This is a genomic window from Thermobispora bispora DSM 43833, assembly GCF_000092645.1.
GTDB classification, from domain to species: domain Bacteria; phylum Actinomycetota; class Actinomycetes; order Streptosporangiales; family Streptosporangiaceae; genus Thermobispora; species Thermobispora bispora.
The window spans coordinates 3,754,728-3,780,490 of record NC_014165.1 but is presented as its reverse complement, the minus strand read 5'-3'; the positions used below and the strand labels follow the sequence as shown (position 1 = coordinate 3,780,490).

The window sequence follows — 25,763 nt, the reverse complement described above, 5'->3', positions numbered from 1 at the left end:
TCAACGGCCCCCCAGGTCACGGTCGGCGGTCCGCTTGATGATCCGGGCGCTGATCTCGGCGCGCTCCTTGGTCGGGTGGACGGAGATGCGGTGCCGTACCACCGACTCGCGGGACATCACGATGAGGTCGACGGCCCACCGGCCCTTGTCCGGCACGACCACGGTGTCCACGGTCCGGTCGAGGTCACCGGGGTCCCGGGCCGGGCGCGGCCGGCGGTCCTCCCGATCTCGGCGGGGCGCGCCCCCTTCGCCGTCGCGCCCCATCAGGCCCCCGCGTCGAGCGGGATGCGCAGGGCGCCGTGCAGGCCGTCCCAGACGGCGGTGCGGGTGCCGACCGGCACCCGGTCGTCGAGCGCCTCCCGCACCAGCACGGACCGGTCACCGGCCGGGGTGCGCTGCTTCAGCGGAAGCCCGCCCGCCTGCGGCCCGCGCAGCGGGTACAGCCACAGCTCGCCCGCCCGGCGGACCGCCACCGCCGACCCGCCTGGGAAGTGGCGGGCGGCGAGGTCCGGGCCCATCCGCAGGTAGCCGTCCGCGGTGAACTCGACCGTCGGGCGGCCGGGCGGCCCCAGCTCGGCGAGGAACTCCTCCTCGATGATCTCGATCACCCTCTCCATCGACCGCCGTACCGCCGGGGACAGCTCGGCGCCCGGATCCACGCGCTCCGCCTCGATCAGGAACACGGTCACGTCCTCGGGGTACTCGTCCTTGAGCAGCCAGTGGGCGAAGGCGAGCGCGTGATCCCACCGGAAGGAGTGGGTGTTCATGCCCTCCAGCGGAGGGAGCTGCTCGACGGCCGGGCCGGGGACCCGGTAGATCGTTCCGGGCTGGGCCCCGGTCCGGCTCGCGTCGACGATCACGACCTTGCGGGCGCCGCGCATGCGGAACCCGATGTCCATCCCGGCGGTGCCGCCGTCGACGATCTGCGCGCCATCGGGGATGCCGCGCTCCCACAGATGCCGGATGAGGATCGGCCCCACCCCGTCGTCGCCGCGGAGCAGGTTGCCGCACCCGACGATGAGCACCCGGCACCCGCTCGCCTCCATGCCCTCGGCCGGCTCCCGGTGGAGCCGCGTCATGCGATTCACCCCCAACTCGTCGCGATGACCGGCCCACGGCAGGTGGGGCGATGCGCGCCCGTCCGCCGGGGTCGCCGCGGGGCCGGGCGGACGGCGCAGGCCGCGCGTCCGCCCGGGCGCCGCGTCAGACCATCCCGTTGATCACGAACTTGCTCAGCTCGCGACCGGTCTTGCCGTCGTAGGCGTGCACCGTGCACACCAGGCAGGAGTCGAAGCTGCGGGCCACGTGGGCCAGCTCCACCGGGTCCTCCGGGTCGGTGACCCGGGCGCCGACCATGGCGCGCTCGATGGGGCCCAGGGCCTCCTCGCGGTCCCGCGGCCCGATGTTCCAGGCGGTCGGAGTGATCACCTGGTAGTTCGCGATCTTGCCATTCTCGATCACGATCCAGTCGGCGAGCGCGCCGCGCGCCGCCTCGGTCGCCCCGAAGCCCTTGCCCTCCGGGTACTCGGTGGGCTTGGTGTAGAAGCTGTCGTGCAGGTCGAGCTGGTCGAGCCAGGAGCGCACCCACTTGTAGTACTTCGCCGCCTCGTGCATCCGGGCGAGCTGGCGGACCAGCACCGACGGGCCGATCGACTTCACGATGTCGACGAAGAGCGGGTCGCTGTCCTGGTGCGGGGCCGCGTCCGGGCCGCCGGCGATCATCTGCCGGGCGAGCGGGCCCGCCTCCAGCGGGATGTGGCCGAGCCCGGGCACGTCGTACCGCGGCGACTTCGCCCAGCTGTACTTGCCCTGCTTGCGCCCGACCTCCGGGTCGATCGGCTTGGTCTCGCCCTCGAACGGGTGGAGCGCTCCCGTGCCCTCGTAGAAGGAGTGGGTGACGTCCTCCCGGATCCGGGCCTGGTCGAACTCGTACCACTGCCCGTTGGCGTAGACGCCGGACCGGGCGATGAGCGCCGCGTTCCGGCCCTCGATCGTCGGGTTCTCGTACAGCGACGGCTCGAAGTAGGTGCCGGTGGCGATGTAGTTGCCCACGCCCGCGCCGTACTTGTCGAGGCCGATGTCGACCGCGTAGCGGATGAAGAACCCGCAGTCGCTGTTGTAGTGGGACTCGTTCTCCTCCACCCAGGCGAGCACGTCGTCCCAGGTGCGGTTCTCCAGCCAGCGGTCGATGGAGCAGCCCAGCCACTGCTTCTCGAGCCAGTTGTCCTTCCAGTGCTCGAGAATCGCGATCGAGCGGGTGACGTCCGCGAGGGTGGGCGCGCACATCACCCCGCCGGGGACCATGAAGCTCGAGTGCGGCCACTGCCCGCCGAAGATGGCGTACACCTCGACCGGCTTCTGGGAGAGCACCACGCCGGGGCCGTAGCTGGTGCCCACGTAGGGGGCGAACCGCCGGACCGCCTCGTCGTAGAGCGGGGAGTTCGCGTAGTTCTTGTGGGTGAGGTCGGGGGCGAAGAGCGCGTAGAAGTACCGCGGGATGCTCTGCAGGGTCTCGCAGGCCTGGCAGATGTTGCGGATGAGCGTGGCGTTGTGCGGGAGGTGGGTCCGCCAGGCGACGTCGAGCGCGTACGCGGACTTGTACAGGTGGCTGCCGCCGCAGATGCCGCAGATGCGCGGGCAGACGATCAGCCCGGCCTGGGGGTCCTTGCCGCGGAGGATGATCTCGAAGCCCCGGAACATCGAGGCCTCGGTCCACGCCGAGGTGACGACGCCGTCCTCCAGCGTCACCCGTACATCGAGGTCGCCCTCGACCCGGCCGAGCGGGCTCACCTGAAGGTCCATCACTGACATTGAGGGCTCAGTCCTTTCCTAATGGCCGACTGCGGGGCGCCGTCGCCGGCGTCAGACGACGAACATGTCTTCCTTGGACCACTGCGGGGCGGCGATCTGGGCCGCGGCCGCGTGCGCCATGTAGGTGAGGTGGTCGGCGCCCTCGGGGATCTCCTTCGGGATCACGCCGCTGACCTTCTGGGTCTTGAACACCGTGCCGGGGGCGAGGTCGAAGAAGGGGAACTCCGGCTCGGTGCAGCCCAGGCAGGGCATGCCGGCGCGGGTCTTGGAGGACTGCCGGTTCCACAGGATCCGGTTGCACGGCGAGTGCGTCATCGGGCCGCGGCAGCCGAACTCGTAGAAGAGGCAGCCGGTGCGCGTTCCCTCACCGAAGGAGGGGGTGGACTGCTTGTACTCGAAGAACTGAACCCGGGTGCACCCGGTCTGGGTGAACGTCTTGAAGAAGGTCTGCGGCCGGTGCAGCTCGTCGAGGGCGATGTCGCCGGCGCGCCCGGTGGCGAGCGCCACGATCACCTGCGTGATCCAGTCGGGGTGCGCCGGGCAGCCGGGGATGTTGATCACGGGCAGCCCCATCTTGGAGCGGAAGTCCGGGCCGAGGAAGCCGCCGCGCTCGCGCTTGTGGAACTGCAGGCCGGTGGAGTCGGTGGGGTTCGGCTCGGTCGCCGGGATGCCGCCCCAGCACGCGCAGTCGCCGATCGCGACCACGATCTGGGCCGCGGCCGCCAGGTCGGTCACCCAGTCCTTCATGGGCCGGCCCGCGAACATGTCGTAGCGGCCGGTGCCGTTCGGGCCTCGCATCACGGTGCCCTCGAAGACGAAGATGTCGAGGGGCCGCCGGCCCTCGACGCAGTCCCAGAACAGCTTCTGCGCGTTGTCGCCGAGCTCCGCCCCGAGCGACGGGTGCCAGATCAGGTCCAGCCCGAAGTCGGTGATCAGGTCGACGACGTTCGGCTCGTCGGCGTTCAGGAACGACATGGTGTTCCCGCTGCATGCCCCGCCCTGGAGCCACAGCACTGATGACATGGGATCTCCTCCCGAAGAATCTCCGGACCACGCCCCGGGGGCGATGAGGGGGAAACGGCGATGGCGGGCCGCCGCGTGGTCAGCCGTGGTTGAGCTCGTGGCCGAGCGCCTTGGCCACCTGGACCAGGAAGCCGAGCCCGCGGGCGACGTCCTCGTCCTTGAGCACCCGCAGCAGCGAGAAGACGGTCCAGGAGGTCACGGGCTCACGCTTGTCCTGCTCGGCGCCCTTGCGGAGCGCACGGGAGGCCATGGAGACGACCTCGACGACGCGGGGGTCGGTGAGATCGGATCTGAACAGCGCCTCCAGGCCGGGGGTGGCGTCGGAGATGGCGGCGAAGAGGATGCGCAGGCTCGACGCCAGCTTGGGAAGGTCGATCGGTTTCAGTGCCTCGGGTGTCGTGGACACCGCCAGGCGTAGCTCCCCCACGGCTTTGGTGAGGTTGCCGGCGATCGTGTCCCCGCGGCGGGCCAGCGCGTCGAGGCCTTCGACCAGGACGGCCAGCAGGTCGAGGTGGTCGAGCAGGTCGTAGAGCGCCTCGGCCACCCGGGGCTCGTTGAGTTTCGCCAGCAGGGCTTCGCTGGTCCTCGGGGCGATGACCTGGCTGTCAGGTGCCACAAGCACCTCCACGGAAGGTCGCCCTTCAACTCGTGGTGAAGGGATACGAAACTCACAGGAATGAGGGCTGCCCGTAACCAAAGGTTAGGAACGCGTTACATGGGCTGGCTATCGCAAAGGCGCACGCGTTGTCATATTTGCGAATGACTCTTGGCGGTCAGGCGAAGACACCGAGCGTGGTGAGAAAACCGCCATAGTGAGTGGCACCGTGGAGCCTGTCCGGCCGCTCTCCGTTCGGTCCGGCCGTCGCCGTCCGGCTCCCATGGGCGGAGGGAGGAGCTGAGCGTGACCCGATTGGCCAAGTTCGGTTTCATCGACGCCAGGCGCACGTCCCACCCGGTGCGCCCCAGGGCCCGGTCGCGGGGGATCCCCCGGGCGCTGGAAGGCCGCGAGATCTTCTACACGGACGATCCGGCCGAGGCGTCGCAACTGATCGGCAAGGCGTTATCCGCCAACCGCCTCACCGTCACGGCCACGGAGGGCTTCGCCGCGAGCCTCCACGGGGTACGGCTCCGCAACGTGTCCATGCTCTACCTCGACCTGCACGTCGCGGCGACCGTGGAGTTCCCGAAGCTCGGCCCCTACTACGCGGTCCACATGCCGATGAACGGCCGGGCCGTGTGCCGGCTCGGCGACCGGACGGTCGAGGCGAACTCCACCCACGCCCTGGTCACCTCGCCCGGGCAGGCGCTCACCATGCGGTTCGACCACGACTCGCCCCAGCTCATCATGCGGATCGAGCAGGAGGCGCTGGTCCGGTTCCTCACCCGGCTGCTCGGCCGTACGGTGAACCGGCCGATCGTCTTCGAGCCGGAGATGGACCTGTTCACCGACACCGCGGTGCGGTGGAACGGGGCGATCCAGCTGCTGAGCACCGAGATCCTCCGCCCGGGCTCGCTGTTACGGCGCGGGCACGGCATCGGCTCGCTCGAAGAGCTGATCATGAGCAGCCTGCTCTTCGTCCAGCCGTCCAACTACCACGAGCAGCTCGTGCGCCCGGCGCCCCGGCCGATGAAGCGGGCGGTGCGCGAGACGCTCGACTTCATCGAGGCGAACCTCCGTGAGCCGATCACCATGAAGGACATCGCCCGCCACGTGAAGATGAGCGTCCGGGCGATCCAGCAGGGGTTCCGCGCCGAGCTCGGCACCACCCCCATGGCCTACCTGCGCGACCGCCGTCTGGAACGTGCCCGTGAGGAGCTCCTCGACGCGATCCCCTCCGACGGGGTGACGGTCACGCACATCGCGGAGCACTGGGGGTTCACCCACCTGAGCAACTTCGCGGCGCTCTACCGCAAGCGCTGGGGCGAGTCACCGTCGCAGACCCTGCGCCGCGGGTCGTGAGCCGCCTCCCGCGCGGCCCGAGCCGGCGCGCGGGAGGGGCGGGCGCATGGCGCGTGGCGCGACCGGGGCCGCGGGGCTCCCGGCGAGCCGGGCCGGCGGAGGGGCCGGACGGCTGGCGGGGCCCGGACCGCGGGAGAGGCACACGCGGCCGATGGTGGCGTGACGACGGCGTGAACCGGTAACGTCGGCGCAACCCGGCGTGACACCCAGGGAGCCCGAACCGTGCACGAACTGTCGATCTGCCAGTCCATCTTCGGCGTCGTCACCAAGCACGCGGGGGAGCGGCGGGTGCGCGCCGTGAACGTCAAGGTCGGCCACCTGCGGCAGATCGTCCCCGACACCCTGGTCTACTGCTGGTCCCTGGTCACCCAGGACACCCCGCTCGACGGGGCGGAGCTGCGCGTCGAGCACGTGCCCGCGCGGATCCGCTGCACCGAGTGCGAGCACACCGAGACGATCACCGCGCCGATCCTGCTCTGCGGCGGGTGCGGGAGCCAGCGGGTGGAGATCGTCTCGGGGGAGGAATTCCTGATCACGTCGCTGGAACTCGCGGAGGAGTGAGCACCGATGGGACGGTTCCACCGGCATGACGATCACGGGCACGGCCACGGCCACGTCGGCGCGCCCGGTGAGGCGGCGGCCCGTGACGTGGGTGACCACTCGGGGTACGCCACCGGTGCCGAACGCGTCGAGGTGCTGGAGCGGATCCTCGGCGAGAACGAGAGGACCGCCGCGGCGAACCGCGCCGACTTCGCCGCGGCCGGGGTGACCGTGGTGAACCTCATGTCGTCCCCCGGGGCCGGCAAGACCTCCCTGCTCCGGGAGACGCTGCGCCGGCTGAGCGACCGGATGCGGATCGGGATCATCGAGGGCGACATCGAGACCAGCCTCGACGCGGACCGGCTCGCGGGGTTCGGCGCGGCGATCGCCCTGGTCAACACCGGCAAGGGCTTCGGCGGCGAGTGCCACCTCGACGCCCCCATGGTGCGCTCCGCCCTGCCGTCCCTGCCGCTGGACGAGCTCGACCTCCTCGTCATCGAGAACGTCGGGAACCTCGTCTGCCCGGCGGAGTTCGACGTCGGCGAGCACGCCCGCGCGATGGTCTACTCGATCACCGAGGGCGAGGAGAAGCCGCTCAAGTATCCGATCATGTTCCGCACGGCCGACCTCGTCATCGTCAACAAGATCGACCTGCTGCCGTACCTCGACTTCGACCTGGACGCCTTCTACGCCAACCTCCGCGCGGTCAACCCGGCGGCGGCCACGATCGAGACCAGCGTGAAGAACGGCACCGGGATCGACGAGTGGTGCGCCTGGCTGAGCGGGCTCGGCTCCCGGCAGCGGGTGCCCTGATCACCGGCGCGGACCCGCGGCTCGCCATCCCCGGTCCTGAGCCGCACCCGGTCCGCACTGATCACGGGCGCGGAGCCGCGGGACTCCGCCCGTCCGCCCGGACCGGCCCCGGGAAGGCGGGCACTCCGTCCCGTACGCCCGGAGCGGCCCGGGCACCCGTAGGCACCCGGTCCCGTACGCCCGGAACCGAACGGCCGTGGGCACCGGATCCCGCCCGGCCGGAACGGCGGGCCCGGCCCGTCCACGGCGGACCTGGGCAGGCCGGGCCCACCTCGCCGCGCGGCCGTCGCGCACCGGCCGTGCCGTACGGCACGGGGTGGCGCCGGGCGCGCGGACCGCTCCGGACGAGCGGTCAGACCTTGGGCAGGGTGGCCAGGGACTCCGCGATGCGCTCCGGCGGCAGCGTGAAGTCCTCCAGCTCGCCGGAGAGGTACCGGTCGTAGGCGCCGAGGTCGAAGTGGCCGTGGCCGGACAGCGCGGTAAGGATCACCTTCTCCTCGCCGGTCTCCTTGCAGCGCAGCGCCTCGGCGATGGTCTCGGCGATGGCGTGCGTCGGCTCCGGGCCCGGGATGATGCCCTCGGCGCGGGCGAACCGCACCCCCGCCTCGAAGCACTCGGTCTGGTTCCGGGTCACCGCCTCGAACAGGCCGAGCTCGTAGACGTGGGAGAGCAGCGGCGACATCCCGTGGTACCGAAGGCCGCCGGCGTGGATCGGGTCGGGCACGAAGTCGTGGCCGAGCGTGTGCATCTTGAGCAGCGGCGTCAGCCCCGCGGTGTCCCCGAAGTCGTAGGCGTAGGTGCCGCGGGTGAACGACGGGCACGCGGCCGGCTCGACCGCCCGGATCACCGGGTTGATCTTGCCCTGGAGCTTCTCCCGGAGGAACGGGAAGACCAGCCCGCCGAAGTTGGAGCCGCCACCGGTGCAGCCGATGATCAGGTCGGGGGTCTCGCCGAGCTCCGCGAGCTGCCGCAGGGCCTCCTCACCGATCACGGTCTGGTGGAGCAGCACGTGGTTGAGCACGCTGCCGAGCGCGTACCGGGCGTCCGGCGAGGCGGCGGCGACCTCCACCGCCTCACTGATCGCGATGCCGAGGCTGCCCGGGGAGTCCGGGTTCTCCGCCAGGATCTTCTTGCCCGCCTCGGTCACCGGGGACGGGCTCGCGTGCACGGTCGCGCCGTACACGCGCATGAGCGTGCGCCGGTACGGCTTCTGGTCGTAGGAGGAGCGGACCATCCAGATCTCGCACTCCAGGCCGAACTGCGCGCACGCGAACGCGAGCGACGAGCCCCACTGCCCGGCACCGGTCTCGGTGGTGAGCTTCTTGATCCCCTCCTTGGCGTTGTAGTACGCCTGCGGCACGGCCGTGTTCGGCTTGTGCGAGCCGGAGGGGGAGACGCCCTCGTACTTGTAGTAGATCCGCGCCGGGGTGCCGAGGGCGCGCTCGAGCCGCCGCGCCCGGATCAGCGGGGTGGGCCGCCAGAGCCGGTAGATGTCGAGCACGTCCTCCGGGATCTCGATGAACCGGTCGGTGCTCACCTCTTGGGCGATGAGCTCCATCGGGAACAGTGGCGCCAGATCGTCCGGTCCGACCGGCTTCAGGGTGCCCGGGTGCAGTGGAGGCGGGGGAGGGGTGGGCAGGTCGGCCAGGATGTTGTACCAGTGACGAGGTAGGTCGATCATCGCCCCAGTTTGGCGCACCGGAGCTGCTCGTCCAAGCGGATCTGTCCGGATCGTGGTATGGCTTGTCTCACAAGCCGGAAGGAATCCCCCGCCTCGGCGCGCGGGCCGGGGCCGGCTCGCCGGCCGCCCAAGGAGCGCGGCGCGGCGGTGGGACCCTCCGCGCTCCCGCCCGCCGGGCCGCCCGCGCCCAGGGCGGGAAACGCCGAGGGCCGGCCCGTTTCCGGGCGAGGCCGGCCGGAACGTCGGCGGCCGGGCCGCCGGGTCACGCGTACCGGCCAGACCGGCGGGTCACGTGTACCGGCCAGACCGGCGGGTCACGTGTACCGGCCAGACCGCCGGGTCACGCGTACCGGCCGGGCCGATACGAACCGGCGGGCCGCTTGACGATGACGCTCAGGCGGTTGAAGGCGTTGATCAGGGCGATCTGGCACACCAGGGCGGCGAGCTGCTCCTCGTCGTAGTGCTCGGCGGCGTCCGCCCACGCCTCGTCCGTCACGCCACCGGCCGCGTCCGCGAGCCGGGTGCCCTGCTCCACCAGTTCCAGGGCGGCGCGCTCGGCGCCGGTGAACACCGTGGCCTCCCGCCACGCCGCGATCAGGTTGAGGCGCACCGGGCTCTCCCCGGCGTGCGCCGCCTCCTTGGTGTGCATGTCGACGCAGAACCCGCAACCGTTGATCTGGCTGGCGCGGATCTTCACCAGCTCCTGCGTGGCCCGCGGCAGCGGCGAGGCGGCGAGCGCGTTGTTCGCCGAGACCAGCATCGTGAACAGGTCGCCGCCGGCCCGGGTGCTCAGCAGGTCCAACCGTGGCTCCATGGCGCACTCCTTGCCGTTGTCGACCGGTACGCCTCTCCGGCGGAACGGCGCGCCGGAATGTGACGCGACGCTCCATGCCCGAGCACAGCGGCAGGAGGCCTGGGCCGTGGACGGATCGCGGTGGTGAGCGGCTTCCCGGTTCCGTTCGTGAGCGGGCCGCTCCCGGCCGGCGGAGACGGCCGGGAGCACCGGGCACCCGGGGCGGCCCGCGGAGTAGGCCCTACCCCGGGAAACGGTCAGCCACCCCGGTAGGAGATGGTCACCCGGCGGTTCTTCGCCCGGCCTTCGGGGTTGTCCTTGCCGTCCTTCGTCTTGTTGGGCGCGATCGGGCGGGTCTCGCCGTACCCGACGGCCTTGATCTGCAGGCCGGGGACCGCCTTGCTCAGCTCTTCCTTGACCGCGTTGGCGCGGAGCCGGGACAGGCGCAGGTTGTACGCCGCGGAGCCGAGCGCGTCGGTGTGCCCCTCGACCAGCACCACGCCCTTCACGTTCTGCAGGCGCTTGGCGAGCTCGGCGATCCGGCGCTTGGCGACCTCGGTGAGGTCGGCCTTGTCGAAGGCGAAGAGCACGTCCGACGAGATCGACACCGTGGTCCGGTCGCCGACCTGCGTCTCCACCTCCAGCGGCTCGATGGTGAGCGTCAGGTCACGGATGAAGTCGGAGACCGCCAGGTCCCTGATCGACTCCTGGATCGCCGAGGGCGGCACCGAGGGCTCCGGGCTCGGGGTGGTCAGCAGGAGCGGCAGTGCGGCGAATGCCCGCCACATCACGACTCCAGCGGGACGTCGGTGAACGGCGCCCAGTTCGCGATGTGCACGTCCATCTTCGTGACGTTCTCCGGCGGCGCCGCGAAGGTGTAGGTGAGCACCATCGGCTGACCGAGGTGGGTCTCGGTCCACACGTCGTCGGGCTTGAGCTCCTTGCCCCGGGAGTCCTTGACCACGACGTGCCGCTTCATGTTCACGGTGTCGATCAAGGTGACGGTGAAGCTCTGATCCCCCAGGATGTCGAACGGGCTGAGCTGCTTCTCATGGTGCTCCTGCCCTTCGGGGAGGCGCGGCGTCAGCGAGAAGACCAGGTCCACCAGCTTCCCGCGGCGCTTGAAGCTGTGAATGGCGACGTCCACTTTCCCGTTGGGCGCGAACGGCGCGTCGAAGGTCGCCTTGATGATCGCCTTGGAGGTGTCCGCGACCCCGGGCGTGGCCGAGCCCGCCTGCTCCGCGGAGGCGTCTCGCTGAGCCTGGGCTTCCGCGTCCTGGGTGTTCTGCTCCCGGTCCTCGGTGGTGTTCTGTTCCGCCCTGCTCTCCGTCTGCGACACGTCCCGCGCGCTGACGTCGCCCTGAAAACCGAGCATGCCGCAGCCGGAGAGGGTCAACGCGAGGACGAGGATGCCGGGTATCCAAGTCCGGCGACCCATTAATCACCCTCCTAAATGACCATTTACTTGGCAACCGATAGATTAGTCAGCCAATGAGTTGACCTATTGCGTGCCGGTGCAGCGCGGAGAGAAGAAGATCCTCAAGCCATCCGCGGCCGGCATGGGCGCCTCGCGGCAACGGCCCTGGACCTGGGTGATCAGGCCATCCGGGCCGCTGCGGATCCAGAGCCGGGAGAGGTCGGCGTCGCTCGTCTGACGTGGCGTCCCAGGGCCTGGGCTTCGCGGCCGAGGTGCGATCGGTAAGGCGACTTTTCTGATCATGCTCAATCTCCCCAGTGATTTGATCTAGCTTTGGCGGTGAAGGTTCGCCACAGGCCACCGCGGTGTTCGCCGCCACAGCGGCCGCCGCGGGTTCGGCGTGGCGCGAATTCCGGGTCCGGTGCAGTGACCTGCGTAGATCGGGCTGCGGTACGACGGGGCGAGGGGGAGCCGACCCAATGCACGACGCGGAGGTGGGCTTCGAGAAGCTGGCCGACGATCTCGGCACGGCGCTGGATGAGTGTCCGGCGAGTTCCGGGCCGTCGTCGATCGGGCGGGCCTACCGGCGAAGGTGCTCGTCAAGCGGCTGCGCGATCTGGGGGTATCCGCTGATGAGTCCCGGATCTCCCGCTGGCTCAGCGGGCGTAAGCAGATCTGGTCGAGCCGGATCGCCCTGCCCGGCGCCGGCTTGGCCGAGAAGATCGCCGAAGCGCTGCGGTTACCGGGCGCCGACGCCGAACGGCTCATCCGGCTCGCCGAGCGGGTGGACCGGGCGCGCGAGCGGCTTGAGCCGCATCAGCGCTGGAGAGCACGGGCGGCCGAGTATCTCGAAACTTCCATGAACGGCGCCGCCGCACCCCAGACCGGCGCCGCACCACAGGCCGCCACCGCCCCCGCAGCGGCCGTGCCGTACCCGGACGGAGACACCGGCCGGGCGGCGGACCGCGCTCCCGCCCCGCCCGCGGACGGAGCGGTTCCCGCGGCCGGCCACGGAGCGACGCCGCGGTGGCGGCGCCTGCATGGATGGCTGACGCGGCGCACCTTCGCCGTCGGCGGCGCGGTGGTCGCCCTCGCCGCCACGGTGGGAGCGGCCATCGTGGTGGGTGAGCGGCCGCAGGATCCTCGCGCGTCCGGATCCTCCTCCGTGCCGGCCACACCGATCACCCGGATGTCGTCCGCGGCACCCGCCGGCCTGGAGAAGGGGACCCTCGGCGGGGACAGCCGGTGCAGTGCCCCCTATGACGGACCGGACGAGGTCCTCTGGCGGGTCTGCGCCCGGGTGGACGCGGACCGGATCCTCTTCGCACTCAAGATCGAGAATCGCGGGGAGGCGCCGTCGAAGGTCAAGGCGCGCTTGGAGTACGTGCGGGCCGACTCGTGGAATCCGTGCCCCGGGATGCGGGAAACGGACGTGCTCACCGTGGCGCCGGGCCAGACGGTGGTGACGGACCCCGAGCGGTGCACCGCGGCCCGGCAGGCCACCCCGTTCGCGTACCAAGGGGTCGGCTGGGTGTTCGACGCGGACGCCACCGAGGGCAGCAGATACCGGCTCTCCCCGATCGCGCACGTCTACCCCGAGCGCGTCATCTGGCAGCCCGACCTGCCGTGATGGCGGGAGCTCGGCCGGCTCGGCCAGGGCCCGGGTTCCTTTGGCCTGATCGAGTGGCGACCGGGGCGTGCCCGGGCGGCGGTCCGCGCTCCGGTGTCCGGGGGACCCGGCCGCCCGATCGTGCCCAGGCCGTCGGTGGGTACGGCGTGCCGTCGCGGGCGATGCCGTACCGGACCGGCGGGGCCGGCGCGGGGAACCGGCCTGGCGTGATGCGTGGCGCGCCGCTCGCCGCCGCGGGGTGTGCCCGTACGGCGGGCCGTCCCCGGCCGGCGTGGGAGGGCGCGGGGGCGGTGCGGGAAGGCGCGGTGGTCTATCGCGGGTGGCGTCCGCGCCGGCAGGCGGCCGCGAACCCGCCGCGCCCGGCACGGCCGGGCAGCGGGGTCACATCGGAGGGTGCGGCTGCCACGGTGACATCGCGGTCAGGCGGTGGTTCTCCTGGTGCCGGGTGATCGACAGCACGACCGCGATGGCGAGGATCGCCGCGACGATGGTCGCGAAGTTGAGGAAGATGTCCATCTGCGCCGCCTGCTTGAGCTCGGGGAGCTCGTCGGCCTTCCGGAACAGCCGGGCCGACACCTGCCCGATCCACAGGCTGAACACCCACGCCAGCCACCATGCCCAGATCAGGCCGGATCGGGGTGCCGAGGCGAGATCCCGGGACCGCGCCAGGACACCGGGCTGGGACGACGCCCAGATGTCATCGACGATCTGCTTGGGGAACCAGAGGCTGATGATCGGGACGATCCATCCCCAGATCACCCACGGTCTGCTCCGCCGGTGCGGCCACGGGCTCAGCAGCTCCGCGTTGATCCGGGCCCGGTAGAGCCAGATCAGGAACATGACGGCCGTGACGAAATAGACGGCGAGCTCCAGCAGGCCCGAGGCCGCATAGAGCGCGTCACTGGCCTTGATCTCCTCGATCTCGACAGGCTCGTCGTCGATGATCCGCTGGATGAGCGCGGCGCGCTCCACGTCGATGATCGACGCGATCAGGCACACCACGGCGTCGATGGCCAGCATGACGACGGCGGCCGTTCTCAGTCCGCGCACCGGCCGGAGCTGCGCGGGCGCCGCCGGGTGCGGTCCCGGTGCGGGAGGCATGGGCTGCCCGTAGGCCCCCGGCGGCGGGGGCATGGGCGGCTGGTAACCGTGCGGCTGAGCGGGACCACCGTGCGGCTGGGCGGGGCCACTGTGCGGCTGGGCGGGGCCGCCGTGCGGCTGGCCGGCGCCGCCCGGTGGGGGATAGGCCGGCGGCGGAACCTGAGCTCCCGGGTGAGGTCCCGGCCCCGCAGGCGGAACCTGGGATCCGGGGTGATACCCCGGCCCGGCGGAGGGCGGGACCTGGGATCCAGGGTGAGGTTCCGGCCCGGCCGGCGGCGGCACCTGCCCCGGAGGGGGCGGCGGCCATGGTGAATTGGGGGTGGACGGCGGAGGGGGATACACCTGAACTCCTTAGCGATAGCGCCTCAGCGACAGCCGACGGCGAGCGGTGAGCCCGCGGGCGCTTTACATCCGGCTGTCTCCGTTCCTGACCCGAAACCCTTGCGGATCATCATCCTAGGGTCGGAAACGGGAGGGGTCGCGATAAGTCATCCCTTATCACCCCACCGTGACGGGGTACGGCCGCGGCGGCTCTGGGGCGCGTTCGGCAGCTGCCGGCCTGACGGCATCGCCGGAGGCCGAGGCGGCGCCGGCGGTGGGCACTCCGCTCGTGACCGGCGGCACCGTCATGCGGGGACCGGCACACTGACCGGAATCGCCGGGGGTCGCGGGGAGCGGGGCGGGCGCTGGGGTGGCGGAGGCGTGCCGGCACGGCGCGCGACCGAGGGAGGCGGGCGTGCGGGGCCGGCACGAGGGCCCGATCGACCGGCATTCCTTTCATCCGCGAGCACCTGCGTGCCCGGCCGGGTCGGCATGCGGGATGGCCCCTGAGCAGACGCGCGGTGGACGCCCGGGGACACGGCTGGAGGGGAGGAGGAGCCGAGCCGATGATGCGGGACGCTCCCGGCCCGGATACGCGCTGTCAGGCCGCGTGCGCCGGCGAACCGCCGCACCGGCGCCGCCGGGCACGTCTCAGCCCGGGCGTGCGACATGATCCGCTACGAGCGCGGCCGTGCCGGCCGGGGCCGGTTCCCACGGATGCCCCACCGCCCGCCGCGGGGCGGGATCACGCGTCGGCCGTGGCGTACCGTTCGCCGGGGTGCGACCCTCGCCCGGCGGGTGGCGTCTCGCCGCCGAAGAACGCGTTGTACCAGATCCGGGTCACGATGCGCGCCGCCCGGTCGATGGGCATGGTCGCCTCGCGGAGCCGGTCCTGTGCGTACCAGACGTAGGCGGACTGCTCGACCATGCACGCCGCCGCCTCGGCGAGGTCGTCCACGGCCAGGCCATCGACCTCCTCGATGCCGCACTTGACCTTCAGCGCCGTGGCGAACCGGGCGATGTGGCGGTTGCGCATCTCCCACCAGTAGTCGCGGAACCGCTCTTCCACGCTCGCCGCCTCGACCAGGGTCCGCATGATGTCGCGGTTCCGGTGGTAGTGGGTCAGGTAGCCTTGGTTGGCCTCGAGGATGGCCTCGTATGGGCTGGTGGCGAGGTCGTGGGGCGTGTTGCCGCTGGCCTGGAAGAGCTCTTCATGGGTGTCCGCGATGAGGGCGGCGAACAGGTCTTCCTTGTCCCGGAAGTACCGGTAGAGCCCTCCCAGGGACATGTCGGCCTCTGAAGCCACCGCGCTCATGGTGGTGCCGACGTATCCGTCGCGACCGAAGACCTGCCGGGCGGCGCTCAGGATCCGCGCCCTGGTGTTCCTGCCCTTGGCGGTGCTCGGCGTGTGCGCCATCACCCTCCTCTCCCTCGGCACTGATCGTAGCAGGCCATCGTGATAGCGACATCGCCTTTTCAAAAAAGCGATGTCACTCTCTTGACTTGCGGTAGGGCGGGCCACAGAATCGAGCTGCCCATCCACCGCGGCAGTCGCCTCTCGCGTCGAAGGAAGTCACGTGGACACCAGTGAGGTCGCCGTCACCACCGAGGCCTCCGCGGGGCATGCCGAGCCACCGCGCCGGCTTCCCCACGTCAAGGAGGCCTTCCAAGAACTTCTCCGGCAGGACCCGGGCAAGACCGCGGTCATCGACGACCGCGGCCACCGGCTGACCCGGGCCGAGCTGCGAGATCTCGCTGACGCGATCGGCGGCGAGATGCGGGCCCGGGGCCTCGCTCCCGGTGACGTCGTGCTCATCGCCATGCCGAACTGGACGGAGTGGCTCGCAGTCCATCTGGCCGCCGTCCGTGCCGATCTGATCCCCGCGACGGCGCCGGTGACGAGCGATCCCGGGCACCTGGCCTACACCGCTCAGCTGGTCGGCGCCAAGGCGCTGGTCTGCCCGGCCCGCCACCGCGGCCGTGATTTCGCCACCGAGACGAAGCAGGTGGCGGAACAGCTCGGCCGCCGCCTGCACGTGCTGCTCATCGAAGGCGACCAGGAGCAGCGGACCTGGGCGGACTTCACCGGCCCGGAACCGTCCACCCCGGAGTTGCCCCCGGGGACCGCGCACATCCTCTTCTCCTCGAGTACGACCGGGCACCCCAAGGCCATCGCCCATTCCGAGGACAGCCTCGCCGCCTACAACCAGGGGGTCATCGAGCGGTACTGCGTCACCGGTGCCCGATCGATCTTCATGCCCTCACCCCTGGGGCACAGTACCGGGTTCTGGCACGGGGTCAGGATGTCGATCCTGACCGGTGCGGAACTGGTCATCCAAGACCGGTGGGACCCCCGGCGCGCGCTGGAGCTCGTGGCACGGCACCGGTGCGCGATCACCGTGGCCGCCACTCCCTTCCTGGTCGATCTCGTCAACGCGGAGTGGGATTCGCCGGAGCCGAAGCTCGCCGACATGGAGGTCTTCCTGTGCGGTGGTGCGCCGGTCCCACCCGAGCTGATCGAGCGCGCCCGGCAGGAGATGCCGAACACCCTCGTCGCATCGATCTGGGCGATGAGCGAGGGCGGCGCCACCTCGAGCCTCCCGGACGACCCGCCGGAACTGATCGCCAATAGCTGCGGGAAGGTCCTGCCGGGCGTTCACCTGGAGGTCATCACCGAGGACGGCGAGATCGCCCCGCGCGGCACCGAAGGCGAGGTGGTCATGCGGACGCCCTCGCTCTTCCTCGGGTACGTGGGGCAGGACGCGCTGTACCGGTCGTCTTTCACCAAGGACGGATTCTTCCGGACCGGTGATCTCGGCGTCGTCGACGAGAACGGCTATCTGCGCATCACCGGTCGGCTCAAGGACCTGATCATCCGGGGCGGCGTGAACATCGCCCCGGTGCCGATCGAGAACGCGCTCGCGGAACACGAGAAGATCGCCCGGGTCGCCGTCGTCGGCCGGCCGGATGAACGGCTCGGCGAACGGATCTGCGCGGTCATAGAGCCCCGCGGCGAGGCACCGACATTGGCGGAGCTGACCGAATGGCTCGCCGGACAGGGAGTTCCGCGCAGGCTCTGGCCGGAATCGCTCGTCATCGTCTCCGACATGCCGCAGACGCCGGCCGGAAAGATCCGCAAGAACGTACTCCGGGAAATGGTCGCGCAAGAGGGGGAATCATGAGTTCCGGCGGCGGGATCACCGAGCACAAGGTGACCCTGAACGACATCGAGGTGCACTACACCCGCGCCGGTGACGGTCCTCCCGTCGTCCTGGTGCACGGGCTCGCCCAGGACGGGCGGAGCTGGGAACCCGTACAGCGAGGCCTCACCAAGGTGACCACCTATGCCTATGACCTGCGCGGGCACGGGCGGACGACGGTGGGCGACGCCCAGGGCACCCTCGCTCAGCTCCGGGACGACTTCCTGGCCTTCCTGGAGCAGGTGACCGGGCCGGCCGTGGGCGTCGGATTCTCCCTGGGCGGCACCGTGGTGCTCTCCGCGGCCGCGGCCCGCCCCGACCTGGTGCGCCACGCCGTTGTCATGGGCACGTCCAGCGTCGTCGGCCGCGCGGCGGCGGGGTTCTACGCGGAGCGGATCGAGCTGTTCCGCGGCGGGGACAAGGCCGCGCAGGCCGCCGCGCTCCGCTCGGACACCGCAGCGGCGCTGCACAACACCGCGGTCGATGTGGACGCGGTGACCCGGGAGAGGGTCGAGGCGGTCGGCGACGGTGCCGGGTACATCAACGCGGCGACCGCGATGGCCTCGCTGTCCGGGAATCCGCTCACCCCGGAGCTTGAGGCGATCACTCCGCAGACGCCGGTGACGGTCATCGGCGCCGAGCACGACACGTTCTGCCCGCGCAAGGCCGCGGACATCATTCTCGGCGCGATCGAGCACGCCGAGTACCGGGAGATCGCCGAGGCCGGGCATCTGATGCTGATCGATCAGCCGGAGCGGACCGTCGACGTGCTCCGGCAGTGCGTCGAGAAGTGACGTCACCGAGCACCGCACGGAAACCGCACGGAAAAGAGGAATGATGGAGTCACGCCAGGTCGCCCTCGTCACCGCCGCCGCCGGTGCCGGAATCGGATCCGCCGTCGCGCACCGGCTCGCCGCCGACGGATTCGACGTCGTGGTCACGGACATCCACGAGCGGCGGCTCCGTGAGAAGACGGAGAAGCTGAGCTCCGAGTTCGGGCGGGAGTTCTCCTCCTACCTGCTGGACGTCACCGATGAGTCCGCCGTCCGGTCCGTCATCACCGACATCGCCGAGCGCAAGGGCCGGCTCGACGTCCTCATCAACAACGCCGGCTGGAGCAAGATCGAGCCGGTCGCCGAGATGTCGAGTGAGACGTGGCGGCGCTGCCTGGACGTCGACCTCAACGGCACCTTCTACACCATGCGCTACGCCCTGCCGATCATGCAGGCCCAGCGGCGAAGGCCGGCGTGCTGGCCCTGACCCGGGTCGCCGCGGCCGAGAACGGGCGGTTCGGCATCCGGGTCAACGCGATCGCGCCCGGCCTCATCTACAACGAGTTCCTCCGCCGCATCTACCCGGACGAGTTCTTCGAGGGATACGCCGAGAAGCGCTCCCTGGTCGGCCGAGTCGGGCGCCCCGAGGACGTGGCGGCTCTGGTGTCCTTCCTCGTCGGCCCGGAGGCCGGCTACATCACCGGCGAGGTCTACGGCATCAGCGGGGGAGTGTATCCCGTTGGCTGAGCAGCAGCCGGTGTACTGGCGAATACGCGATCTCACCGCCGCGTACGCGAAGGGGACGCTCAGCCCGGTCGAGGTCACGGAGGCGCTGCTGGCGCGGCTCGACGCGGTCAACGCGCAGCTCCACGCCTACATCACCTGCACCCCGGAGCTGGCCCGGCGGCAGGCCGAGGAGGCCGCCGAACGCTACCGGCGCGGCGAGCGCGCGCCGTTGCTGGGGGTTCCGGTGTCCATCAAGGACGCCTTCGACCTCGCCGACTATGAGACCACGTTCGGCTCGCTGACCTGCAGAGGCCGGATCGTCCGCTCGGACTCCGGCGCGGTGGCCCGGCTCCGGCGGGCCGGGGTGGTCATCCCGGGCAAGACGAACGTGCCGGAGTTCTGCCACTCGGCCACGAACGAGAACCTGCTCATCCCGGACACCGCGAACCCTTGGGATCCCTCCCGTACCTCGGGCGGGTCCAGCGGGGGAGCCGCCGCATCCGTGGGCGGGGGCCTGGCCACCGCCGCGCTCGGCTCGGACGGCGGCGGGTCCATCCGGATCCCGGCGGCGTTCTGCGGCCTGGTCGGGTTCAAGCCGACCACCGGGACCTGCCCCGACGAGCGCGGCTTCCGGGCCATGACGGACTTCGTCACCGCCGGCCCGCTGGCGTGGACGGTGGACGACGCCAGGGTCGTGACCGAAGTGCTCGCCGAGCGGCGGTTCGCCCGGGAGACGCCCCCGCGGCTGCGCATCGGGTTCTGCGCCCGGCCCGGCGGCCGGCCCGTGGAAGCGCCCGTACGGGCCGCGGTCGAGCGGGTCGCCCGCATCCTGGCCGATCTCGGCCACGACGTCGTCGAGTGCGACGTCCCCATCGGCGGCTGGCAGGAGATCTTCGGCCCGCTCGTGCTCGACGACGAGCTGCGGGAGCGTCAGCACCTGCTGCAGCGTCCCGAGCTCCTCACCCGGTACATGCTGGCCACGCTCCGGGCGGCCGCGCGGCAGACGAGCGCCGACGTCGCCCGAGCGAGGGAGCGGCTGGTCGAGTTCCGGCGGCGCGTGGACCGGTTCTTCGAGGACTACTCCGTGGTGCTGACCCCGACGGTGGCCACGGTGGCGTTCCCGCACCGGCAGCGCCCCACGCAGATCGCCGGGGAAGACGTCGACTGGCTCTGGGGGGCGTTCCCGTTCACCGCCCCGTTCAACGTGGCGGCGACGCCGGCGATCAGCCTGCCGGCCGGCCTCGCGGACGGGCTGCCGATCGGCGCCCAGCTCGTCGCCCGCTGCGGCGCGGACGCGTTGCTGCTCAACGTGGCCGAGGAGCTCGAGGAGGCGCTCGGGTTCGATCACCGTCCGGTGCGTGAGCGCTGGATGGCGGAGACGCTCGCGGGAACGCCGAAATGACCGGATCGGCGATCGTCGCGCACCGGCTGGATGGCGTGCTCGAGATCCGGCTCGATCGGCCGGAGCGGCGCAACGCGCTCTCGCGTGCGCTGCTGCGATCGCTGCGCGAGATGGTGGAGCCGATGCCCGCGGACGTGGGCGCGGTGGTGCTGAGCGCCACCGGTCCCGTGTTCAGCGCGGGCGCCGACTTCGCCGACCTCACCGGAACGCCGTCGGATCTGGAGTTCGACCGCGAACTCAGCGCCGCGTGCACCGCCCTTCGGAACGCTCCAGTGCCGACGGTGGCGGCGGTCTCCGGTCCCTGCATCGGAGCCGCGGTGGAGCTCGCGCTCTCCTGCGACCTCCGTGTCGCCGGCCCGCAGGCCTGCTTCCGCGTGCCGGCGGTGGAACTGGGCCTCCTCTACAACCCCGAGTCCATCCGCCGGATGCACGCCACGCTGCCGCGCGCCACGGTCACCCGGATGCTGCTGCTGGCCGAGCGGTTCGACGCCGTGGCCTCCGTCGAAGCGGGCATCGCCACCCACCGGGCCGACCCCGACGCCAGGGAGCGGGCACTGGAGCTGGCCCGCTCGATCGCGGCCCTGCCCAAGGCGGCGGTCGGCGCGACGCGCCGGCTGCTCCGCGAGCTCGACGAGGGCAGGTACGCCGACTCCCTCTGGCAGAAGGTGCGCGTTGAGCTCCTGGCGAGCCCGGAGCGCCGGAGTCTCGTCGCCGCGGCCCGGCAACGGCATGTCCCGTCCGCCTCCTCCCGACCGACCGAGTAGTGAAGGACCCCACGTTGTCCGTTTCAATGGCACGCCCCGATCCCCGCGACTTCCTCGGCGTCGAAAAGCTGCTGAGCGACGAAGAGCGCATGATCGCGCACACGGTCCGGGAGTTCGTCACCGACCGGATCCTGCCCGAGGTGGCCGGCTGGTTCGAACGCGGTGAATTCCCCCGGGAACTCGCCACCGAATTCGGGGAGCTCGGCCTGCTCGGCATGCACCTGTCCGGGTACGGCTGCGCCGGGCTCAACGCGGTGAGCTACGGCACCGCGTGCTTGGAGCTCGAGGCCGGGGACAGCGGCCTGCGCAGCTTCGTCTCGGTGCAGGGCTCCCTGGCGATGTTCCCCATCTGGAAGTACGGCTCAGAAGAGCAGAAGCAGGAGTGGCTGCCGCGGATGGCGGCCGGGGAGGTCATCGGCTGCTTCGGCCTGACCGAGCCCGACGCGGGAAGCGATCCCGCCGGCATGCGCACCGTGGCGCGCCGTGACGGATCCGACTGGGTGCTCAACGGCACCAAGATGTGGATCACCAACGGCTCGATCGCCGATGTCGCCATCGTCTGGGCGCGCGCCGACGAGGGCGTCCGGGGGTTCATCGTCGACACGAAGACCCCGGGATTCACGGCGAACACCGTGCGGCACAAGATGTCGCTGCGGGCCTCGGTCACCTCCGAGCTGGTTCTGGACAACGTCCGAGTTCCCGGCGATGCGGTATTGCCGGGGATCGTCGGGTTGAAAGGCCCGCTCTCGTGCCTGAACGAGGCGCGTTTCGGAATTCTCTTCGGCGCGGTCGGCGCCGCGCGGAGCTGCTATGAGGCCGCGCTCGACTACACCCTCACCCGCACGCAATTCGGCAAACCGCTGGCGGCGTTCCAGCTCACCCAGAGCAAGCTCGCCGACATGCTCATCCGGGTGAACCGCGCCCACCTTTTGGCGCTGCATCTGGGCCGGCTCAAGGACGCCGGTGAGCTGACGCCCGCGCAGATCAGCTTCGGAAAGAAGGACAACGTCGCGCAGGCGCTGCACGTGGCACGCGAGGCCCGCGCCATGCTCGGCGCGAACGGGATCACCCTCGAATACCCGGTGATCCGCCACATGAACAACCTCGAATCGGTCTACACGTACGAAGGCACCAACGAGGTGCACACGCTGGTGCTCGGGCAGTCGATCACCGGAATTGGGGCGTTCAAATGACGGAACTCGCGGAGCTCGCCGGTTACGATCTCGGCCGGCGCACCGTTTCGTACACCGACTCCGATGCGATTCTGTACGCGCTGTGCGTCGGCGCGAAAGCATCCGAGCTCGAGCTCGTTTACGAACGGGATCTGAAGGTGTTGCCGACCTTCGGGCTCGGCCTCGGATTGTGGGCCGTGGAAAAGGCGGGGAATCTCGGTGTCTACGATCGCCTGAGATCGCTCCACGCCGCCCAGATCCTCACCGTCCATGAGGCCTTCGCCCCGTCCGGGACGCTCGACATGCGCGAACGTCTGGGACAAGGGCAAGGCCGCGATGGTGGACATAGTCGTGGAGTGCGCCCAGTTCACCGCGGTGTATTCGATCTTCCTGCCCGGTCGCGGTGGCTGGGGTGGGGACCGCGGCCCGTCGGCGCCGCGCCGTACGGTCGATGAACCGGTGTTCGAGCGGAGGGTTCACATCGACGAGAACCTTCCGGCGCTCTACCGGCTCACCGGCGACCGGCACCCCGTGCACATCGACCCCGAGGTGGCCGCTTCCTACGGCTTCGACCGGCCCATCCTGCACGGGCTGTGCACGCTGGGGATCGCGGCCCGGGAGCTCGCCGCCGCGGCGGACCGCCGGCCGTGGGAGCTGAAGGAGCTCAGCGTGCGGTTCGCGGCTCCCGTGTTCCCCGGCGGCACGGTGAACCTGGTCGCCCGGCCGGACGACTCCGGCCTGGCGTTCGAGGCGCGGAGCGACGCCGCAACCGTGCTCTCCAACGGCTACGCGCGCTTCTGAGCACCGGCGGATCCGCTGCCGTGCCCCGCCGGCGAATCCGCCTGCCATATCCCCCTGACTCTCTCACCCCCGAGAGGTCTCACCCCCCGAGAGGTATGCCATGAACACCCCCCAGGCCCCGGCCTTCGGCACCGGGCAGCAGAAAAGGGCGTACGTCGCCAGCCTGGTCGGCACCACCATCGAGTGGTTCGACTTCTTCATCTACGCGACGTCCGCGACCCTCGTCTTCTCCTCGATCTTCTTCCCCCAGCTCGACTCCCGCGTCGGGCTCCTGGCGTCGTTCGGGACGTTCGGCGTGGCGTTCCTCGCCCGGCCCGTCGGCGGTTTCGTCTTCGGTCACCTCGGAGACCGCATCGGCCGCCGGGCCACGCTCATCGCCACGCTCAGCATCATGGGCGGCTCGACCGGCCTGATCGGCCTGCTGCCGACGTGGGAGCAGATCGGTGTCTGGGCACCGATCCTCCTGACCATCCTGCGCTTCCTGCAGGGCGTGGCCATCGGCGGTGAGTGGGGCGGTGCCGTGCTGATGAGCGTGGAGCACGCCCCCAAGAACCGGATCCGGTTCTACGGGTCCGCCCCGCAGGTCGCCAGCCCGCTCGCCCTGGTGCTCTCCACCACGGTCATGTACTTCGTCGCCCGCCTGCCCAACGAGGACCTGATGAGCTGGGGATGGCGGATCCCCTTCCTCACCGGCTTCGTCCTGGTGGTGGTCGGCATGATGATCCGCCTCGGCGTCGAGGAGACGACCGACTTCTCCGAGGTCAAGAAGGCCGGGGCGGTCCAGCGGAACCCGATCGGGAACGTCCTGCGGACCATGCCCGGCCGGGTCCTCGCCGGCATCGGCCTGCAGGCGGCCGTCATCGTGCTCTTCTACCTCATCACCACCTACATGCTCACGCTCGCGACGAACGTCCACGGGTTCACGCGCGGCGACACGCTGATCATCCTGCTCATCGCCGGCACCATCGACCTGTTCGCGATGCTCGGGTTCGCGGTGCTGTCCGACAGGTTCCCGGCCCGGCGGATGTTCCTCATCGGCTCCGTGTTCACCGCCGTCTTCGCGTTCCCGATGTTCCTGCTCTTCGACAGCGGGAACATGCTGCTCATGACCATCGCGTTCACGGTCGCGCTGGTCGTCGGGCACGCGCCCACCTATGCGGTGGTGTCCAGCCTCACCTCGGACCTACAGCGGGGTCGCGCTGTGCAGCGCCTTCGCCGGGGTCGCCTGGGCCGGCCCGACCCCGATCGTCGCCACGGCACTCGTGCCGCCCGACGGGTCCGCCCACTGGTGGCCGCTGCCGGTCCTGCTGATCGCGACCGTGGTGATCTCGATCACCTCGGCGCTCGTGGTCCGGCCGAAGGCACCGGCCGAAGAGGAGCAGGGCGTTGAGGTCGCGGTCTCCTGAGCCGACGCGTGCGGTGCGCGTGAGATCCACGTAGCGCGGGCGACGTACCCCCGATCTGTTCAGTGGCAGGAGGATGCCATGCCCCTCGACTTCACCGATGAGCAAAAGGCCTTCGCCGAGGCGGTCCGTGAGTTCTGCCGCCGGGAGGTGGGCACCAAGGAACAGCGCGACAAGCTGACCGATGGTGGCCGCGAGGCCCACAGCATGGAACTCAACCGCAAGATCGCCGAACTCGGCTGGGCGGCGATCAACCTCCCCGAGGAGTACGGCGGAGCCGGCGGCGACCACGTCGATCTGTGCATTCTCCTCGAGGAGCTCGCCCGGGGCATGGCACCCCTGCCGTGGCTGGGCACCACGCTCATCGTCGGCGGCATCTACAACAGGTTCGCCGCGGAACCCCTCAAGCGAGCCGTGCTCGGCCGGATCGCCGAGGGGGCGGCGATGGCGATCTCGATCTCGGAACCGGAGGCCGGCTCCGATGCGGCGGCGATCACCTGCCGCGCGGAGCGCACCTCGGACGGCTGGGTCATCAACGGGCAGAAGACGTGGTGCACCAACGCGCACGCCGCGGACGGCATCCTGCTCGTCGCCCGGACGTCGCAGGGGGAGAAGAAGCACCACGGCCTGACGATGTTCCATGTGCCGAGGGAGACCCCCGGGCTGACGATCAAGCCGATCGACACCATGAACGGGCCCGAGGTCAACGACCTCTACTTCACCGACTGCGTGCTCCCGGAGGACGCCGTGGTCGGCGAGGTCGACGCCGGGTGGCGGCAGCTCATGGTCGGTTTGGACACCGAGCGCCTGATCCTGGCGGCGAACACGCTGGGCATCGCCGAGCGGGCGTTCGACGACTGCCTGGAGTTCGTGCGCGAGCGTCGGCAGTTCGGGCGGCCCGTGGGATCGTTCCAGGCGATCAAACATCGCCTGGCCGATCTGGCCACCGAGATCGAGTATGCGCGCCTGCTGGTCTACTCGGTGGCCAGGCAGGCGGATGACCCGGATCGCACCCGGCCGCTCACCCGGGAGTCGTCCATGGCGAAGCTCAAGGCGACCGAGGTCGCCAAGGCGATGGCCTTGGAGGGCATGCAGATGATGGGCGGCTACGGGTACTCCACGGAGTTCACCATGGTCCAGCACGTCCGGATGGCCCTGGGCGCCACCATCTACGGCGGGACCAATGAGATCCAGCGTGAGATCATCGGCCGGTCGTTCGGCCTCTGACCGGCTCGGGTGATCTCCGGTCGACCCATGCGCCCGGATCGCGCCTGCGTGGCAGGGTCCTTCCCGTCCAGGGAAACCTTCGGGTTCTCCGTGGGTGGGGACACGGTGCACAGAGTCGGGTGGGGCACGCGCACCGTGGCCGCCCGCACGCAGGCGTGGTCCGGCGCATGGGTCATCGCCGCGGCCGGGGCGCCGGGGCGCACAC

Annotated in this window: 25 protein-coding genes and 1 pseudogene; 15 read left to right on the top strand and 11 right to left on the bottom strand. The window is 70.7% G+C overall.

The features are described 5' to 3' along the window. From TBIS_RS19210 to TBIS_RS16025, 5 genes are all read right to left on the bottom strand, one after another. Positions 1 to 264 carry a hypothetical protein gene (locus TBIS_RS19210; RefSeq protein ID WP_013133449.1) on the bottom strand — a complete coding sequence of 88 codons (264 nt, stop codon included), beginning with the start codon at positions 262 to 264 and terminating at the stop codon, positions 1 to 3. After that, the gene (locus tag TBIS_RS16040; RefSeq protein WP_013133448.1) at positions 264 to 1,079 is read right to left on the bottom strand and encodes a hydrogenase maturation protease; all 816 of its coding nucleotides are present in this window, start codon (positions 1,077 to 1,079) and stop codon (positions 264 to 266) included. The genes TBIS_RS19210 and TBIS_RS16040 overlap by 1 nt, the downstream gene beginning before the upstream one ends. Before the next feature lie 124 nt (positions 1,080 to 1,203). Beyond that, complete coding sequence (locus TBIS_RS16035) at positions 1,204 to 2,802, bottom strand: nickel-dependent hydrogenase large subunit (protein WP_206206781.1); 1,599 nt, start codon at positions 2,800 to 2,802, stop codon at positions 1,204 to 1,206. 60 nt (positions 2,803 to 2,862) lie between these two features. After that, positions 2,863 to 3,834 carry an NADH-quinone oxidoreductase subunit B family protein gene (locus tag TBIS_RS16030; protein ID WP_013133446.1) on the bottom strand — a complete coding sequence of 324 codons (972 nt, stop codon included), beginning with the start codon at positions 3,832 to 3,834 and terminating at the stop codon, positions 2,863 to 2,865. Positions 3,835 to 3,913: 79 nt separating this feature from the next. After that, positions 3,914 to 4,450, bottom strand: coding sequence for a DUF1641 domain-containing protein (locus tag TBIS_RS16025; RefSeq protein WP_013133445.1), 537 nt, complete (start codon positions 4,448 to 4,450; stop codon positions 3,914 to 3,916). Positions 4,451 to 4,735: 285 nt separating this feature from the next. On the opposite strand from TBIS_RS16025, the gene TBIS_RS16020 reads away from it, so the two are divergent. The 3 genes from TBIS_RS16020 (at position 4,736) to hypB (ending at position 7,147) form a co-directional block, all read left to right on the top strand. Next, positions 4,736 to 5,794: an AraC family transcriptional regulator gene (locus TBIS_RS16020; protein WP_013133444.1), complete on the top strand. Its 1,059-nt coding sequence runs from the start codon at positions 4,736 to 4,738 to the stop codon at positions 5,792 to 5,794. A 222-nt stretch (positions 5,795 to 6,016) separates the two neighbouring features. Beyond that, positions 6,017 to 6,355 carry a hydrogenase maturation nickel metallochaperone HypA gene (locus TBIS_RS16015; RefSeq protein ID WP_013133443.1) on the top strand — a complete coding sequence of 113 codons (339 nt, stop codon included), beginning with the start codon at positions 6,017 to 6,019 and terminating at the stop codon, positions 6,353 to 6,355. 6 nt (positions 6,356 to 6,361) lie between these two features. Next, entirely contained in the window at positions 6,362 to 7,147 is a 786-nt protein-coding gene (gene hypB, locus TBIS_RS16010; RefSeq protein ID WP_013133442.1) for a hydrogenase nickel incorporation protein HypB, read from the top strand. A gap of 352 nt (positions 7,148 to 7,499) precedes the next feature. On the opposite strand, the gene TBIS_RS16005 is transcribed toward hypB, so the two are convergent. From TBIS_RS16005 to TBIS_RS15990, 4 genes are all read right to left on the bottom strand, one after another. Next, positions 7,500 to 8,828, bottom strand: coding sequence for a TrpB-like pyridoxal phosphate-dependent enzyme (locus tag TBIS_RS16005; RefSeq protein ID WP_013133441.1), 1,329 nt, complete (start codon positions 8,826 to 8,828; stop codon positions 7,500 to 7,502). 340 nt (positions 8,829 to 9,168) lie between these two features. Then, on the bottom strand, positions 9,169 to 9,642 hold the full coding sequence (locus tag TBIS_RS16000; RefSeq protein WP_013133440.1) for a carboxymuconolactone decarboxylase family protein: 474 nt from the start codon (positions 9,640 to 9,642) through the stop codon (positions 9,169 to 9,171). 236 nt (positions 9,643 to 9,878) lie between these two features. Further along, positions 9,879 to 10,409: an OmpA family protein gene (locus TBIS_RS15995; RefSeq protein ID WP_013133439.1), complete on the bottom strand. Its 531-nt coding sequence runs from the start codon at positions 10,407 to 10,409 to the stop codon at positions 9,879 to 9,881. Continuing rightward, positions 10,409 to 11,059, bottom strand: a complete 651-nt coding sequence (locus TBIS_RS15990) for a hypothetical protein (RefSeq protein ID WP_013133438.1) — start codon at positions 11,057 to 11,059, stop codon at positions 10,409 to 10,411. Before TBIS_RS15990 ends, TBIS_RS15995 begins: the two co-directional genes overlap by 1 nt. A 76-nt stretch (positions 11,060 to 11,135) precedes the next feature. On the opposite strand from TBIS_RS15990, the gene TBIS_RS19355 reads away from it, so the two are divergent. Continuing rightward, positions 11,136 to 11,276, top strand: coding sequence for a hypothetical protein (locus TBIS_RS19355; RefSeq protein WP_158306195.1), 141 nt, complete (start codon positions 11,136 to 11,138; stop codon positions 11,274 to 11,276). Positions 11,277 to 11,579: 303 nt separating this feature from the next. Further along, positions 11,580 to 12,668: a hypothetical protein gene (locus TBIS_RS18330; RefSeq protein WP_013133437.1), complete on the top strand. Its 1,089-nt coding sequence runs from the start codon at positions 11,580 to 11,582 to the stop codon at positions 12,666 to 12,668. Positions 12,669 to 13,049: 381 nt separating this feature from the next. On the opposite strand, the gene TBIS_RS15975 is transcribed toward TBIS_RS18330, so the two are convergent. Continuing rightward, the gene (locus TBIS_RS15975) at positions 13,050 to 13,718 is read right to left on the bottom strand and encodes a DUF4328 domain-containing protein (RefSeq protein ID WP_158306194.1); all 669 of its coding nucleotides are present in this window, start codon (positions 13,716 to 13,718) and stop codon (positions 13,050 to 13,052) included. A gap of 1,117 nt (positions 13,719 to 14,835) precedes the next feature. Beyond that, the gene (locus TBIS_RS15970; protein ID WP_013133435.1) at positions 14,836 to 15,507 is read right to left on the bottom strand and encodes a TetR/AcrR family transcriptional regulator; all 672 of its coding nucleotides are present in this window, start codon (positions 15,505 to 15,507) and stop codon (positions 14,836 to 14,838) included. Between the two features lie 160 nt (positions 15,508 to 15,667). Here TBIS_RS15970 and TBIS_RS15965 point away from each other — a divergent pair, with 160 nt between their 5' ends. From TBIS_RS15965 to TBIS_RS15925, 10 genes and pseudogenes are all read left to right on the top strand, one after another. Continuing rightward, the gene (locus TBIS_RS15965) at positions 15,668 to 17,272 is read left to right on the top strand and encodes an AMP-binding protein (RefSeq protein WP_013133434.1); all 1,605 of its coding nucleotides are present in this window, start codon (positions 15,668 to 15,670) and stop codon (positions 17,270 to 17,272) included. Continuing rightward, positions 17,269 to 18,084: an alpha/beta fold hydrolase gene (locus TBIS_RS15960; protein ID WP_013133433.1), complete on the top strand. Its 816-nt coding sequence runs from the start codon at positions 17,269 to 17,271 to the stop codon at positions 18,082 to 18,084. The genes TBIS_RS15965 and TBIS_RS15960 overlap by 4 nt, the downstream gene beginning before the upstream one ends. A 40-nt stretch (positions 18,085 to 18,124) precedes the next feature. Further along, positions 18,125 to 18,810 (top strand): annotated as a pseudogene (locus TBIS_RS19965) (SDR family NAD(P)-dependent oxidoreductase). Next, positions 18,803 to 20,191: an amidase gene (locus tag TBIS_RS15950; protein WP_013133432.1), complete on the top strand. Its 1,389-nt coding sequence runs from the start codon at positions 18,803 to 18,805 to the stop codon at positions 20,189 to 20,191. The pseudogene TBIS_RS19965 and the gene TBIS_RS15950 overlap by 8 nt, the downstream one beginning before the upstream one ends. Next, the gene (locus TBIS_RS15945; RefSeq protein WP_013133431.1) at positions 20,188 to 20,955 is read left to right on the top strand and encodes an enoyl-CoA hydratase/isomerase family protein; all 768 of its coding nucleotides are present in this window, start codon (positions 20,188 to 20,190) and stop codon (positions 20,953 to 20,955) included. Before TBIS_RS15950 ends, TBIS_RS15945 begins: the two co-directional genes overlap by 4 nt. Before the next feature lie 26 nt (positions 20,956 to 20,981). Further along, positions 20,982 to 22,148: an acyl-CoA dehydrogenase family protein gene (locus TBIS_RS15940; protein WP_041431709.1), complete on the top strand. Its 1,167-nt coding sequence runs from the start codon at positions 20,982 to 20,984 to the stop codon at positions 22,146 to 22,148. After that, positions 22,145 to 22,582, top strand: a complete 438-nt coding sequence (locus TBIS_RS19610) for a MaoC family protein (protein ID WP_206771183.1) — start codon at positions 22,145 to 22,147, stop codon at positions 22,580 to 22,582. The genes TBIS_RS15940 and TBIS_RS19610 overlap by 4 nt, the downstream gene beginning before the upstream one ends. A gap of 4 nt (positions 22,583 to 22,586) precedes the next feature. Next, positions 22,587 to 22,928: a MaoC/PaaZ C-terminal domain-containing protein gene (locus TBIS_RS19605; RefSeq protein ID WP_206771182.1), complete on the top strand. Its 342-nt coding sequence runs from the start codon at positions 22,587 to 22,589 to the stop codon at positions 22,926 to 22,928. Positions 22,929 to 23,028: 100 nt separating this feature from the next. Continuing rightward, complete coding sequence (locus TBIS_RS15930) at positions 23,029 to 24,318, top strand: MFS transporter (protein WP_013133429.1); 1,290 nt, start codon at positions 23,029 to 23,031, stop codon at positions 24,316 to 24,318. Positions 24,319 to 24,412: 94 nt separating this feature from the next. Then, positions 24,413 to 25,558: an acyl-CoA dehydrogenase family protein gene (locus TBIS_RS15925; protein ID WP_013133428.1), complete on the top strand. Its 1,146-nt coding sequence runs from the start codon at positions 24,413 to 24,415 to the stop codon at positions 25,556 to 25,558. Positions 25,559 to 25,763 lie beyond the last annotated feature (205 nt).